Here is a 14,297-nt window from a genome sequence, read left to right as displayed (position 1 = left end):
GCGTACTCGCTATCTTTTTCTATATTTGTGCCATTCCGTTTACACAATCTGCTGATAAAGTAAGACATGTAAACAACACAGCAATTTAATAACGGAGGTACAAATATGAATACTTGGATGAAGAATGGAATCTACGCGATGGCTTCAAGCTTTCTGCTTTTAACGGGATGTGCAAACTCGGATACAACAACAGATACGAAATCAGATACAGCAACAGCAACTGAAACTGGAGCTCCTGAGATGGGGAATGGACAAGGCGGACCAGGAGGAGAAGCGCCCGATGGAGCGGCAATGCAGTCTGAGCCCAAAGACTCCATTATTGATTTAGTAGAAGCATCTGCTGATACGGAAGCTGAAGATGGTACAGAGGCTGAACTAGCTGAAGCTTTCTTAGATACGTTAACAGATGATCAAAAAGAAACAGTTACATATGAGTTTACCAAGAAAATGCACAGCATTGGACGAACTTGCCTGCTAACTCCACAAACCGTAATGGAGTAGCATTAGGTGATTTATCTGAGGAAAGCGTGGAAGCTGCATTAGCACTTGCTAAGGTATCATTAAGTGAACAGGGTTATGAGACGATGCTTAATATTGTACGAGCAGATGAGTTCTTGACAACGGATACGGGCCGGACTGAATGGGGTTCTGGCATGTACTATATCGCTATATTAGGTGAACCCTCCGATACGGATACGTGGATGCTGCAGATTAGCGGACACCATTTGGCAGAGAACCTTGTATTTAATGGGGAAGAAGTCAGCGCGACTCCGCAATTCACTGGTACAGAACCGCAGACGTTTGAATTGGATGGCACAACGTACTCTCCAATTGAAACACGTAAAGATGGGTTGTACTCTATTATCAATTCACTAGATGAAAATCAGCTTGCCGAGGCGAAAATCGATGAAACATTCCGAGATGTAGTAGTAGGAGCAGACAGTGACGGTGAGTTTCCTGAAGAAAGTGAAGGAATTTTGTATACAGACTTGAGTGAGGAGCAGCAGGAGCTTGTGCAAACAGCTATTAAAGCTTGGGTAGAAGATGCTGATGAGGATACTGCACAAGAATTGCTAGATGTATACTTATCTGATGAAGCACTTGCCGAAACATATATTGGCTGGGCTGGATCTACTGATTATGATGATGTAGGTTCTTATGTAAGAATTGACGGGCCTCGTCTTTGGCTGGAATTCGCTTCACAGCAAGGTGTAGGCTACAACAGCGGAGAAGATGCGGAAGCACACTTCCATACAGTATGGCGTGACAAACTAGCCGATTATGGCGGGTCGTTTACAGAATAACAGTTAAAAAAGAAAAGGTATTGCAGCTGCTAAACAGATGCAATGCCTTTTCTTTTTTGCTGAGTTAATTTCTTTCACTGAATAACTGCTTCTTGTTCCATTTGCCCCATTTATAATAGGAGAAAGAAAAAATACTGCTCAGAATAAAACTGATTCCCATTCCTAAGGCAATACCATTCTGCCCGATAAGAGCCGAACAAACATAGGTGAGTGGGTATCGAAGCAGCCAAAAGGAAATGATGTTCAAGATTAAGACTTGGTACATCGCTCCTGAGCTCCGGACGATACCATTTAAGATAAAATTAAGGCCAATAAATGGATAGAAGAAGGCGATGATTTTTAAGTAATCCGTACCAAATGCGTAAGCCTGATTCTCTTCAATAAACAGACCGGTTAGCGGTTCTGCTAAAAGAAAAACAAGAACTGCTATGACGAACATGATTCCTAGATTGTAGAGGGCGCCATATTTAGCAATCTCCTTGACACGGTCCCAGCGGCCAATCCCAATATTTTGTCCGGCCATACTGTTCACCGCTGTTCCTAATGCCATAGCGGGCAGCGTGATCAAGCTGTCTATTCGCTGCGATGCTCCGAAGCCTGCTGTAACGGCTCCGCCGAAAGAATTGACGACACTCATTATCGCTGTTACGCCAGCATAAATAACCATCATTTGCAGTCCGGATGGAATACCAAGCTTCAGGATCAGCCATACCTGCTTATTTGTCGGTAAGAAAGGGATGGTAAAAGGAGCGAGCCGATGACGCAGGGTGTAACCTAGACCTAATAAAAAGGCAACACCTTGCGATAAGACGGTCGCATACGCAGCGCCTTGAATACCCCAGTCAAATACAGCAATAAAGAGCGGATCTAACACAACATTCAAAAGAACAGCCGCAAAAACAAATTTTAACGGCGTTTTACTATCACCTAAAGCTCTTAAAACGGTACCGATAAAGTTGTAACCCATTAAAAACAAAATGCCTAGAAAGTTCACCTGCAAATACGTTTGGGCTTGCTCTACCATGTCTGCTGGTGTATTAAGCAGACCTAGCATTTGCCGGGAGAATAACAATCCAATGATGCCTACGAATATGGATAACAAACCTAACACAATAACAAAGGCATTTAAATAAGCTTTAAGACCTTGTTTGTCACCGCTTCCTCTTTGCTGAGAAAGGATCGTCAGTGTGGTGTTGTTGATCCCGATAATAAAGGCAAGAATCGTTAATACAATGGTGGAAGAGATGGTTACCGCGCCAAGTGCATTTGCGCCTAAAAGATTTCCAACCCAAAGACTGTCAATGAATTGATAAGAAACTTGCAATAAGTTCGTAAGCATAATTGGGCCGGCAAACGTAATCAGCTGCTTCAAAATTGGACCTCTTGTAAAATCCTGCTGCGCCAAGGGAAGGAACACTCCTGTCTATGTATAGATACAATTAATAAAGGTAGATGATTGTGAGATGAGTTTCTGTTCACACACTAAATATGGTTATAACACAGAGCAGAAGACCGCACAAATTAGAGAACTTCAGATTTGTGCAGTTATTTTGAGTGTATTATTTGCCACAACTTTCTTCGTGATGACGAATCTTATAATTCCTTCCTACTCTAAAGAAGCGTTTTTAATCCTATCTTGATCTGCATAACAGATTTTCTTCCGGAAATCCTAACTCTGTACGATTACGATAAGAGGAGGGTCATTTCATGGTAAAAGATTCTTATGCACCTCGGGAAAAGAAAAATGGTGAAGGTAAGCGCCCAGACGAACAAAGAAGAGGGAAAGCAAGATCAAACTCTCGGGGCGGAAGAAATTAATCTGTTCAGACAGTAATCTAACAGGTATTCATTAGGTATTCCTTAGTAAGACCTAGTATTGGTGAAGACACTTTACCAATGTTAGGTCTTATTTTGGATTGTTTTAGCTTAAAGATCCGGATTTTTTACCTATTCTAATGATTAGAGCTCTTGTCTATATATAGAGTATGATTTCGCGCAATAATTTGAATTTATACTCGTAGGAGGTAAAGAGCATGGAGAAGTCTCAAAACACAAGTTTCATTATGCGCGCTCTGAATGGTATCGAACGAGTCGGTAACAAGCTTCCTCATCCTGTTACGCTTTTTTTCATTTTTGCTATAGCTGTGGTTATTTTATCAGCAGTTTTTTCTGCTATCGGACTTAGTGTGGAAGACCCGATTAACAAAGGAGAGACAATTGCAGTAAAAAACCTGCTTAGCTCAGAAGGTATTCTTTATCTTTTTGAGAGTGCTGTTACCAACTTTACTAATTTTGCGCCGCTCGGAACTGTCTTGGTGACGATGCTTGGTATTGGAATTGCTGAACGTTCTGGATTGATTAGTGCAGCCTTAAGAGGGCTCGTTACTTCTGTTCCTCGTACATTGATGACAGCAGCTTTAGTATTTGGCGGTGTTATGTCCAGTATGGCAGCAGATGCCGGCTACGTGGTGCTAACGCCGTTGGGTGCAGTGTTGTTTGCTGGTTTGGGACGCCATCCATTAGCAGGCCTTGCTGCCGCTTTTGCCGGAGTATCAGGTGGATTCAGTGCGAACCTTTTACTCACGTCACTTGATCCGCTGCTTGGCGGTTTAACAAAAGATGCTGCTGCCATTATTGATCCCGTTTATGCGGAAGGCATCAACTATGCGATGAATTATTACTTTATGTTCGGCTCGGTCATCCTGCTAACAATCCTAGGGACGCTGGTTACGGATAAGATTGTAGAACCACGTCTTGGAACGTACAGAGGAAGTGTGAAGGAAGATGTAACATACTTGCGACCAGAAGAAAAGAAAGGGCTGTGGGGAGCACTTCTTGCATTCCTCGTAACGGTTGCCGGTGTTGCATTATTGGTTGTGCCATCTTGGGGACCGTTACGGGCAGGAGAAGACAACTTTATCGATACGCCTTTCTTAGGTACACTTGTGCCCGTAATACTGATTGTATTCTTTATTCCTGGATTGGTGTATGGACTTATCACCAAAGAAATTAAGAATGATAAAGACGTTGCCAATCAATTGTCGGAAACAATGGCTACGATGGGTGCGTATATCGTGCTGGCCTTTGCGGCAGCCCAATTCGTCGCTTACTTTAGCGAATCCAATTTAGGCACTGTGCTTGCTGTAAAAGGCGCAGCACTTATTGACGCGACAGGGTTTAAAGGAATCCCGCTAATTCTCACTTTCATCGTTGTATCTGGCTTCATCAATCTATTTATAGGAAGTGCCTCTGCTAAGTGGGCAATCATGGCCCCAGTTTTTATACCAATGATGATGCTGTCCGGCTATTCACCGGAGTTCACACAGCTTGTGTACCGAATAGCTGATTCCACTACAAATGTTATTTCTCCCCTCATGCCGTATTTTGCTATTGTTATCGCATTCGCGCAGAAATATGACAAAAAGGTTGGGATCGGAACATTGGTTTCAACCATGCTTCCTTACTCCATTGTCTTTACAATCGGCTGGGTCGTAATGCTGTTAATCTGGATGCTCACGGGGCTGCCAATCGGTCCTGGAACTCCTATTGAGTACACGCAGTGAACTGCGTGACAAGGTGGACTCGATTCTTTTAGGGATCGAGTCTTTTTCTTATGAAACGAGACTTTTGCAATTTTAGCTAGCATCAAACCGCAAAACATGATAAAAAAGTATAGGAATCCTTTTTATAAATTACCTTTTATTTAGATAATAGATTAAAGATTCCATGAAGGAAGGAGGAAGAATAATGCCAAAAGCAAAACGCATTGAATTAGATCCAGAGTTAATGGAACTCGACATTAATCAGTTAGATCATAAAGGGGCTGGCCAAGCAGTTGTTCGGTATGAACACGAACTGGTCAAGACTCATAACATAAAAGTAACCATCCCAAAAACACTGCCAGGTGAAAAGGTGCGCGCCACTGTAACTTGGCCGCATGCGAAAAGATCGAAAGCCGATTTAGAGGAAATAGTTGAGGCGCATCCAGAGCGTGTTACGGCACCATGTCCGCATTTTGACTTATGCGGTGGCTGTGTGTGGCAGCATTGGCAGTATGAAGGCCAGCTAAAACAAAAGACAGATTTTGTGAAGAATTCACTCATCAGTCAAGGTTTTGATCCAGAGCTTGTGAAGGACACAATTGGCATGGAGGAAGATCCGTGGAATTACCGTAATAAAATGGAGTTCACATTCGCAGCGGATGGTTCCATGGGGCTTCATGAGCAAGGCAACTTCCGCAATATTATCCCGCTTGAAACATGTTTGATTGCCGGAGAAGATATGAAGAATGCTGCTATGGAGATTTCTGCTTGGGTAAAAGAGTATGCGCTTAGCGGTTATAACAAAGATACACATGAAGGATTGCTTCGTCATTTAATGGTAAGACAATCATTCGTAACAGATGAAATCATGTTAGGTCTGTTCGCCACACAAGCACCTGATGCTGAGTTGGCAGAAGCTGTTGAGCAGCTGAAAGAACGTATTGAACAGAACTACCCGAAAGTGAAGAGCTTCATGTGGTTCGTCAATACAGACTTGGCAGATCGTACACAGGCAGAGGACATGCATCTCTTGTCTGGACGCGACTTCATTTATGATGAAATTAGCGGCTACCGTTATCGTTTATGGTTTGATACCTTCTTCCAAACGAACCCGGTACAAGCACAAAAGCTAATTGATTTAGCGCTTGAAATGGCCAATCCTCAAGGCACGGAAAATATGCTGGAGCTATTCTGCGGCGTTGGAACCTTCTCCCTGCCATTTGCCAGTCGAGTGAAAAAACTTGCTGGTATTGAGATAGTAGAAAGTTCGATTGAATCTGCGAAGCGAAATGCATCTGATAACGGCATTTCCAACACGTACTTCCTTGCTGAAAATGCAAGACACGGTATCGACCAAGTTCTCGAACACTTTGGCACACCAGACTTGCTGCTGCTCGACCCGCCGCGCGCAGGTGCAGGCGGCAAAGTGATGCGTAAAATCGGACGTTCTGAACCGAAGAAAGTCATTTACGTTTCTTGTAATCCAGAAACATTTGCTGAAGATATTAAAGAGCTTGAGCAATTCGGTTACCGTCTCGATCAAGTTCAACCGGTTGATTTGTTCCCGCATACAGTGCACGTAGAGTGTGTTGCGATGCTGGAGAAGATAGAATCTAACTAAAATAAGCATTTCGTCTGAGGACCTTGATTTCGTGAGAATAACATCTCCGATTTCGGGTCTTTTTCTATGTGTAATGGTAAAGAAGGGAGAGACCTTCTTGGTTTCTCCCTTCTTTACATACAAATTATCTTCCATCTTAGAACAATCTAAAACCAGATCTTCCGTTTAATGGAGGAATACTTTGCGGGTAATTGAATACATTATTTGGATCATATTTTGTTTTTACTTGCCGGAGTCTGTCAAAGTTTGCTCCATAATAAGCACTACCAAAGTTTCTAATGTTAAAATCCGGAACGTTGACATAAGATCCTTTAGAGAATGGCGCTAACATCTGGCGCGTTCTTTCTACTACAGCAATGTTTCTTTGCGCGTCAGAAGGATTTTTCCAGGTTGCACTCCACTCAAAATAATACTTCGGATCGCGCCAGAAGAATGCGGTTGCTTCAGGAGCAACTCTGCTTACAGCGCCACCCCAGTTTAGGAAGAAGAAATTAGAGTCGGTGCCGGTTGCGTTTTCGAGGAAATATCGCATCGCTTTGATTGCTTCATCAGGGAATGGCTGGAAACCATAGGATGAAGAAAATTTGTTTGCAGCATCTGTTGGTATTTGGTCAGGCTGCAGTCGATTTTCAACGACAGCTGGCCAAGGTAACGTTTGAATGTTAACTTCTGATGGCGTACCTGTTTTTAATAGTGGTTTTAACTCATGAGTTAACTCTTCCTTTGAACCGAGAAACAGTCCTGTTGCTTGAAGCAGCCCATTGTCTTTCGTGTAAACCTCTAAACTAGTGCCTAATCTGTCGTCAGCAGAAGGAGACCATTTTTGCCAGACCTTCACTACATCTTCGAATTGCTCCCACGGCCAATTAATGTCGAATACAGTCGCTCTTTCAGGGGCACGGTGCACCTTGAATTTGTATTCTGTAGCGATGCCGAAATTTCCTCCGCCTCCGCCGCGCGAAGCCCACAGAAGGTCAGCATTATTATTCTCATCTGCTATAATGGTTCTTCCTTCAGCATCAACCATTTTTACCCCAATCAAATTATCACTAGCAAGACCAATTGTGCGTTGAAGCGGCCCAATTCCTCCCCCTAGTGTGAGACCAGCGATTCCAACGGTAGGACTATCTCCAAAGGGAGACATAAAGCCTCTTGCAGCTAATGAACTGACAAGCGGCCCAACATCGATGCCGGTTTCGATAAGCGCTATTTCCTTCTTGCTATTGAGTCGAACTCGAGTCATTTCACTGACGTCGATAACAATACCGTCTTTCACAACAGACATACTTCTTTCCAATGCGTGACGCCCGCCCCGAGCACGAAGAGGAACATTATTTTCTCGGGCCCATTTTATTGCATGAACCACATCATCATGCTCCTGTGCGAACACAATAACGAGGGGATATGTGTTCGTGTACGGATTCCAATTTAGGCGTGCTTCTTCATAACCAGGTTCACCTCTGAAAATAACACGACCGGTTAATTTCGTTTCTGATGCGATGACTAACACCTCCATAATAAAATGTAATGCTTAAGCAAACTGGTAACAGAATATTGTATGTAGAAGTGATAAAAGTGCATGGGTAAAGGTGTAGAGGGTGCAAGGATGAAGTAATTACTTTGGAGAAATAGCAATTAAACTTTATATAAAGGACTTTAGGTCTGCTAGTAGTTGTCCTGTTATCCGGGGAGATATAAATAGAAACGAGACAGAGCACTGCATACGTGATCTGTCTAGTTTAATGGTGCCAGTTATTTTGTTGGCAAATCTTCTATCGAATCAATGTCTACATAAGATGGTACAACCATGCCAGTTTGAGCACCTGTGAGGTTTGCACCTAAATCAATAAAGTCACCCTCGTATTGTTCAAAGAACGAGCCATGGGTGGTTGGCAGCCATGGTGCAACTGAAGCATCCGCTTCTCCTTGCCCAATAGCTTGGAACATAATGGCCGGATCAACAGGTGTTACTGTTACTTCAAATCCTTGTTGTTCTAATACTTGTTTCACGACTTCACCTGAAGCTCGTTCTGAATCCCAAGGTGTAGAAACTAGTTCAATCTCTTCCCCTTGCACTTTCTCAATTCCATCAATCCATTCATTTACTTTATCTGAATTTGCTTCAATCCATTTGCTTGCAGCTTCCTCAAATTCCACATCTTGTGCATCATCCATCACTGACTCCATATCTTCTGATTCCCAGTTAAACCGGTCGAGAATTTCATAAGCTCCTGGTAAATCATCTTCTAAACCTTTTCTAGCAATTGTATGTATGCTCTCTTCACCGCCATATATGCCTTCTGAATCATCTAAATATTTTAGGTCATACGATGCAAACATCCAGTGCGGATTCCAGCCAACGATTACAATCGGTTCTTCATTATCAATTGCTTCGCCCAGCTCGGTTAGCATGCTGGCAGTTGACCCTTCTAATAATTCCCAGTCGTTCAAATTATCATAACCCTCTATCACATCTTCGGTAAGCCCCATTGCTCCTGATCCGGGCTCCAGTCCTGTAATTGTGTAATCAAGATCTTCCCCCAAATTACTTCCAGAGCTGCTGTTACTTTGGGATGCGCAACCTGTTAGCAAAAGAACTACAGATAAAGTGAAGATAATTCCAAATACTCTAATCAAAATGATTCCCCCTTTGGCTTGTAAACACAACATTAATCATAACGCACACTAAAATTACAGTAAATTCGGATAATAGGGCTTGCTATTGTATTTAAAGCTGTGAAGAAGCGTTAGAGGTATTAAGAAGGCTTACCCACATGATTACGCAGAGATGGTCTGGTTTAAGCGCTCATTTGAATAGAATAATTACAAAAATAGAACTTTTGGCTGTATCTGCACATCCGGGTCACAAACATATACTTACTAGCAAGTAATTTGTGAAAAGTTAACCAAAATTTAACTAAATCTTTTATTTGCTTTATGAATGTAAAAGAATTACCGATATTACTAATGCTAAGAAAATACCATGCGATACAGAATACAACTAAAACGAGAATCTAATCTTGAAAACGAAGTAGAACTGACCGCGAGTTAAAAAGAGAGATAAAGATGATGGGGGAACGGTAGTGCAATATAATCTAGAACAAGAGAAATTGTTTACAGCTATTGAACGTTCAATAGCAATGATTCTATTTGATTCACAAGGAAATATCTTGTGGGCAAATGATATTTTCGCTGGAGTGATTGGGTACGGGGTAAACGAGCTGCAAAATATGAATCACCGACAGTTATGTTTACAAACGTATACGCAGAGTCAAGATTACACAGGGTTTTGGAACAATCTGCGTAATAATAAGATGTATAACGATAAGGTGCAAAGAGTTAAAAAAGATGGAAGCAGTTTATGGCTGGATGCATTTTATACACCAGTAGTTAATGAAAATGGTGAAGTAGACAGTATTATAAAAATAGCTACAGATATAACGAAGCAGGAAACTATTTTAAAGCAAAGCTCTAAAGAGTTTATGACTTTAGTGGAAGAGATGAATAGCAGTACAAGCGAAGTGCATCAATCTTCTCAGCTGGCTGTTACGGATATGGACAAATTAATCGGAGAATTTCGGGTTGTAAAAGAAAATATCGATAAAATTAAGAACATGGCTTCCACAGTAAAAGGAATAGCAGATCAATCCAATTTATTAGGACTGAATGCCAGCATTGAAGCAGCAAGAGCGGGGGAGCATGGACGAGGTTTTTCCGTGGTGGCAAGTGAAGTGCGTAAAATGGCAGATACGAGCAAACATTCTGTTGAGGACATTTCAGCCCAGTTAAATCAGATTACGAAATCAGTAGCAGTAATGTCCGAGATGGTAAATCAAGTGATGAGCAGCATTGATAAAAATTACGGATCTATTGGAGAGCTTAAAGGTGCTTATGAGCGAATAGCAGCTACAGCAGAGAGATTGTCAGATATAACTTAATTTCAACGAGCTCGCAAGAAGCAGCAATCATACATTCCTTACCAAGATACAAAAGGCTTTGACTCTTACTAGAAGAGCAAAGCCTTTTGTGTTTATTGGAAATACGAATCCCAATCATCAATTTCTCGCCAATTTTTCTCTTCTTCCTCTGTCATGACATCGTCGGGGTCAATCAATCCAGTCATTTCAAAGGTGGCTCCATTATCGTTGGAAACTAGCTCGGCTTTTACGTTTCCGCCATAATAATCTCCATTAGAGCCTTGTCCCATAGTCATGGTAATCTGGTCTCCATCCTGTTCTGTTGATTCCATTGTGGTAAAGACCTCACTGTATATGCCAGGTAAGGCAACGTCGAATGGCTGCCAATTCACACCGCCGTCCGATGTGCGGTAATATTCTGTTTGTCCGGTCAAAGCAAAGCTCATAAAGCCTAAATCTTTGGAAACGAATGTTCCGCTTTGGACGATCCGTGTGGTTGGTGCACTTCCCATCAGTTTCCACGTCTCGCCGCCATCGGTTGTTTGGTAGATTTGATTTCCTTCAGCAGACATGGTCCTGCCGCCAGACAAAATGACGAAACCATTCTTCTCGCTGGTAAATCCAATCTTTCGGTATCGTATACCTTCAATTGCATCTGGCAGTACTGCCGTATCCCATGTCTTTCCCTGGTCCGTAGAGGATAAGACTGATGTTTCCTCAAACCCTCCAATGATAAAAGCAAAGTTGTCTTCGGTTAGAACATAACTTTGATCAATTAACTCTGTTTCTGATCCTTGATGTTCTCCTCCAAAAAGCTCGTCAACTTCCGCAGGTACTTTCCTCCAGTCCTGCCCGCTGTTTGCGGTCACTTGTAAGCCTGACTGATCAATCTTATATGCTACAGCGGGTCCGGAAGGTTCAGGTTTTTCCTCGGGCTTTGCAGCTTCCTCTTCTTTTTGACACCCTGTGATTAGAAGTAAACAGAGACAAAAACCAATAACATAACGCATTTTATACTCCCTTTCTATCGTTCTATTTTATGGTGACTGGGGGAGAGAGCACAACCTTATAATGGTAATCTAACTTTTGAGAATCTTAAGAAAATAAGTATTGAGCTCCTTAGAAGAGGCTCGATACTTATAACTTGAATATTTATAATTTAGACAGAGATTCGTCTTTTATATTTTAGTAGTCTGCATGTAAATCCTTTGATAAAAATCTGCTGAGCACCTTTATATTGGAACTTAAAAGAAGTGGATAGACCCGTAATGTCATGGTCTATTCTTCTTGTTGATAACCGCATGGCAAAAAATAAGATAAGTTATCTGTAATTTGCTTCCCAACTCGAAACCCAATAGCACTCGGTTTCCCGTTTAACAGGAAGGTACCAGTCATAAGATGGAGTTCTTGCTCGCCTTTTACTGTCTGAATTTTGACTTTCGGTAAATCTACGTACTGTTGATAAACCGAGAGGTAGTTTGTATAGCTTTTCTGTTTATCTTCTTTTAGCTTTTTCCCCTTGCTGTTGTATATCTCCACTGTGTCGCCTTCTCTGCCGAAAGCCGGTTTCTTTACAAAGCTGGAACCTGATTTCAAGAAAGGTGCAGGATCCAAGTAGGTGGGGAGGAAGTAGCTTTCAATCCACTGGTGTTCTTCTGCTGTAAAGAAAGGATTGTTTTCTTCGTGCAGTGCCCAGACAGTCGCCATTAGAGCTTTGTTTTGGAGGAGGAATGCGCTTGGCGGGTTGATGATTCTTAATTTATTTCTTTCTACGAGGTCTAGCATTAAGATGCCAATTTTCTCCCCGCTATCTGGATCTTCATCCTCAATTAGATTTTCAATTGGAAATGTCTGGCGGTATAATACATCAATTTTGTTGTCCAGATCGTCGTATAAGCCTTCCCCTTTACGGATTCGCAGTTTCTCCAAAGGGGTGTATCGTGAAGGAAGCTCAGCAAGTTCCTGCAAGTAAAGGACGGTGTTTCGATCTTCTATATTATCACTGTGGGAGGTAAACACGACGTTCACTTCATCCGTATTAATTTTACGTGCTTCACCAATAATGGCATCTCTTAATACTGCCCGCAGTCTTTTCTCTTCGCTTTGATTTGGATTGCTGTATCTAAATTCGTCACATACGGCTCCATTAATATGGAATAATTCCTTAATAAATGTAGGTGTATCGCTATTGAATTCTAGTAGCTTCTCAACACCATGAACTTCTACAGAATCAAATCGACCGATAATAGTTTTGTTTTTCATGGTTTGCAAGCGAATCAAGCGCAGTGTTTCTTTGGGGAATCCGAGACGGAGTAAAGACGCATCATCAATTTCTTTCTTTGCTAGTAAATCGGCAGTCTTAAATAGAATCTTTCCACAGCGGTAGGCAAAAAGTCTTTTTCTGTGTGTATCTTTTTCGCTAATTGTTCGTATATCATAAAGGCTGTATTCTTCGCCATACATATTGGCCCAAAAATTAGGTATAGTTCTGTAAAAGCTTTCTCTTTTTTGTTTAAATTGATCCACTTCAAATCACCTTTCCGGTCATGTTTTGTTTAAATTATTATACTAGATAATGGAATTTACAGGAGGCAGGAAATGAATAAGCTGACCTATTATATTGATAGAGGATTAAACACATACGAACCTTTCTTAGAGTATAAAACACCCGCAATTGAAAAGGACGAAATGCTGGCGCGACAACTATGTACCTACCACATCCTGCAAGGTCGTCAATACGAATTGTTAGCAAATGAAATGACCCAAAAGGAAGAAGAACTTACCTTGAAAGATCTTGGTGAAAATCCGAAAGAAACGGATGAACAGAATTATGACCCTGCTTTCGGTATACCAGTAGAGTTCCGAAAAGTGCTGTACCCTGGAAGCCATGGCAACGCAGCTAATACGTATTTGAATACAATAAAAGTAGACAATCATTGGGATGTGCTGCGTTATCTCACAAAAGATGCAATTGAGGTACCGGCATTTGGCAAAATGAGTGTCACATCAACTGAAATTGATGAAGACCGATCTTGTTATGTCATCTACGTCGAGTAGTAAAAAATCCCCTGGTTGGGGATTTTTTAATAAGTAAGGCATTGCGCAATGATCCAGCCTACTGAAATGGAAAGAAGGAATAAAAGAATACCGATTGCTTTATTGTCTGCTTCTACTGCTTTATGGATACTGAACCGAATGGTGGCTAGCTCCGCAATATAATAGAGAACAATCTGGCTGACAATCCCGACTGCTCCCCAGACAATCATATCTATCATGCTGATAGAATGGGCGATAGATGAACCTAATACGAAAGCCAGCCCAACTACTTTTCCACCGAGTACTAAAGCGGCCGTTTGATTTCCGTTTGTAATAAGCTTAAATTCCTTTGCTTTTGTTGAGATTTCGAAAAGAGCTGTACCGATTGCCAAAAGTACAATTGCTGCTCCAAGGTATGATAAGAAGTTTAAGAATAAATCCATGATTATTTTCCCCTTTATACAATATTATCCGCCAAATGATTTGGATCCGCTGCCAAAGCCTTTGCTTACTTTGGTGCTGGACGTGTTCTTCTTAATGGCATTTTTCAAGTTGCTGCTATTCTTATAGAAGGTACCATTATAGAAGAAATGATTGTAATGAGAAGAGCTTGAATCCTCGCATTCCCATGCATCTCCTTCCTGCTCCCATTCTTCGCAGTCTGTGTCCTTAGGAGCAGAACTGGCTTTTGTTGAGTTGGCACATCCTGTCATACTTGCGATAAGCGCAACTGCAGAGATACCCGTAACCCATTTCGTTGATTTACTCAAGAGCGACTCATCCTTTTCATTAAGTTGTGCAGAGAGCGACAGCTAAGATATATATGTACATCCGTCCATCGCCTATACAATAAGCAGAGAATTTTATTCACCACGTT

The 14,297-nt window shown here is 41.7% G+C and carries 13 protein-coding genes; 6 read left to right on the top strand and 7 right to left on the bottom strand.

Going from position 1 to position 14,297, the window contains the following annotated elements:
• Window positions 1–105: 105 nt before the first annotated feature.
• Together B1K52_RS01605 and B1K52_RS01600 are read left to right on the top strand one after the other, a co-directional pair.
• On the top strand, window positions 106–501 hold the full coding sequence (locus B1K52_RS01605) for a hypothetical protein (protein ID WP_077304612.1): 396 nt from the start codon (window positions 106–108) through the stop codon (window positions 499–501).
• Window positions 468–1,304, top strand: coding sequence for a DUF3500 domain-containing protein (locus B1K52_RS01600; protein ID WP_077304609.1), 837 nt, complete (start codon window positions 468–470; stop codon window positions 1,302–1,304). Before B1K52_RS01605 ends, B1K52_RS01600 begins: the two co-directional genes overlap by 34 nt.
• Window positions 1,305–1,368: 64 nt before the next feature.
• Here B1K52_RS01600 and B1K52_RS01595 read toward each other — a convergent pair whose 3' ends face one another.
• Window positions 1,369–2,709: an MATE family efflux transporter gene (locus tag B1K52_RS01595; RefSeq protein WP_143588811.1), complete on the bottom strand. Its 1,341-nt coding sequence runs from the start codon at window positions 2,707–2,709 to the stop codon at window positions 1,369–1,371.
• A 628-nt stretch (window positions 2,710–3,337) separates the two neighbouring features.
• On the opposite strand from B1K52_RS01595, the gene B1K52_RS01590 reads away from it, so the two are divergent.
• Window positions 3,338–4,867: an AbgT family transporter gene (locus B1K52_RS01590; RefSeq protein ID WP_077304606.1), complete on the top strand. Its 1,530-nt coding sequence runs from the start codon at window positions 3,338–3,340 to the stop codon at window positions 4,865–4,867.
• A gap of 184 nt (window positions 4,868–5,051) precedes the next feature.
• Entirely contained in the window at window positions 5,052–6,467 is a 1,416-nt protein-coding gene (gene rlmD, locus B1K52_RS01585) for a 23S rRNA (uracil(1939)-C(5))-methyltransferase RlmD (protein WP_077304603.1), read from the top strand.
• A 136-nt stretch (window positions 6,468–6,603) separates the two neighbouring features.
• Here rlmD and B1K52_RS01580 read toward each other — a convergent pair whose 3' ends face one another.
• On the bottom strand, window positions 6,604–7,983 hold the full coding sequence (locus B1K52_RS01580) for an FAD-binding oxidoreductase (protein WP_077304600.1): 1,380 nt from the start codon (window positions 7,981–7,983) through the stop codon (window positions 6,604–6,606).
• Between the two features lie 236 nt (window positions 7,984–8,219).
• Window positions 8,220–9,104 carry a glycine betaine ABC transporter substrate-binding protein gene (locus tag B1K52_RS01575; RefSeq protein ID WP_256855817.1) on the bottom strand — a complete coding sequence of 295 codons (885 nt, stop codon included), beginning with the start codon at window positions 9,102–9,104 and terminating at the stop codon, window positions 8,220–8,222.
• Between the two features lie 446 nt (window positions 9,105–9,550).
• Here B1K52_RS01575 and B1K52_RS18375 point away from each other — a divergent pair, with 446 nt between their 5' ends.
• Complete coding sequence (locus B1K52_RS18375; RefSeq protein ID WP_306278106.1) at window positions 9,551–10,405, top strand: methyl-accepting chemotaxis protein; 855 nt, start codon at window positions 9,551–9,553, stop codon at window positions 10,403–10,405.
• 92 nt (window positions 10,406–10,497) lie between these two features.
• Here the strand turns inward: B1K52_RS18375 and B1K52_RS01565 are convergent, their stop codons facing one another.
• Together B1K52_RS01565 and B1K52_RS01560 are read right to left on the bottom strand one after the other, a co-directional pair.
• The gene (locus B1K52_RS01565) at window positions 10,498–11,394 is read right to left on the bottom strand and encodes a WD40/YVTN/BNR-like repeat-containing protein (protein ID WP_077304594.1); all 897 of its coding nucleotides are present in this window, start codon (window positions 11,392–11,394) and stop codon (window positions 10,498–10,500) included.
• A 268-nt stretch (window positions 11,395–11,662) separates the two neighbouring features.
• Window positions 11,663–12,910, bottom strand: a complete 1,248-nt coding sequence (locus B1K52_RS01560) for a glutathionylspermidine synthase family protein (protein ID WP_256855816.1) — start codon at window positions 12,908–12,910, stop codon at window positions 11,663–11,665.
• A 72-nt stretch (window positions 12,911–12,982) separates the two neighbouring features.
• Between B1K52_RS01560 and B1K52_RS01555 the strand changes: the two genes are divergently transcribed.
• On the top strand, window positions 12,983–13,441 hold the full coding sequence (locus B1K52_RS01555; RefSeq protein ID WP_077304591.1) for a hypothetical protein: 459 nt from the start codon (window positions 12,983–12,985) through the stop codon (window positions 13,439–13,441).
• A 26-nt stretch (window positions 13,442–13,467) separates the two neighbouring features.
• Here B1K52_RS01555 and B1K52_RS01550 read toward each other — a convergent pair whose 3' ends face one another.
• Both B1K52_RS01550 and B1K52_RS01545 read right to left on the bottom strand, forming a co-directional pair.
• Window positions 13,468–13,863, bottom strand: coding sequence for a DUF350 domain-containing protein (locus B1K52_RS01550; RefSeq protein WP_077304588.1), 396 nt, complete (start codon window positions 13,861–13,863; stop codon window positions 13,468–13,470).
• A gap of 24 nt (window positions 13,864–13,887) precedes the next feature.
• A complete protein-coding gene (locus B1K52_RS01545) occupies window positions 13,888–14,190 on the bottom strand; it encodes a hypothetical protein (protein WP_077304585.1) in 303 nt (100 codons plus the stop codon).
• Window positions 14,191–14,297: the final 107 nt, after the last annotated feature.

This window comes from Terribacillus halophilus, from assembly GCF_900162685.1.
Lineage (GTDB): Bacteria > Bacillota > Bacilli > Bacillales > Amphibacillaceae > Terribacillus > Terribacillus halophilus_A.
Note: the sequence above shows the minus strand (reverse complement) of the source record. Positions and strands in the feature narration are given on the sequence as shown.

Excerpts from the sequence above, each read along its gene's own strand:
- B1K52_RS01605 (WP_077304612.1), top strand. The coding sequence starts at position 106 with ATGAATACTTGGATGAAGAATGGAATCTACGCGATGGCTTCAAGCTTT.
- B1K52_RS01590 (WP_077304606.1), top strand. The coding sequence starts at position 3,338 with ATGGAGAAGTCTCAAAACACAAGTTTCATTATGCGCGCTCTGAATGGT.
- rlmD (WP_077304603.1), top strand. The coding sequence starts at position 5,052 with ATGCCAAAAGCAAAACGCATTGAATTAGATCCAGAGTTAATGGAACTC.
- B1K52_RS01580 (WP_077304600.1), bottom strand. The coding sequence starts at position 7,983 with ATGGAGGTGTTAGTCATCGCATCAGAAACGAAATTAACCGGTCGTGTT.
- B1K52_RS01565 (WP_077304594.1), bottom strand. The coding sequence starts at position 11,394 with ATGCGTTATGTTATTGGTTTTTGTCTCTGTTTACTTCTAATCACAGGG.
- B1K52_RS01555 (WP_077304591.1), top strand. The coding sequence starts at position 12,983 with ATGAATAAGCTGACCTATTATATTGATAGAGGATTAAACACATACGAA.
- B1K52_RS01550 (WP_077304588.1), bottom strand. The coding sequence starts at position 13,863 with ATGGATTTATTCTTAAACTTCTTATCATACCTTGGAGCAGCAATTGTA.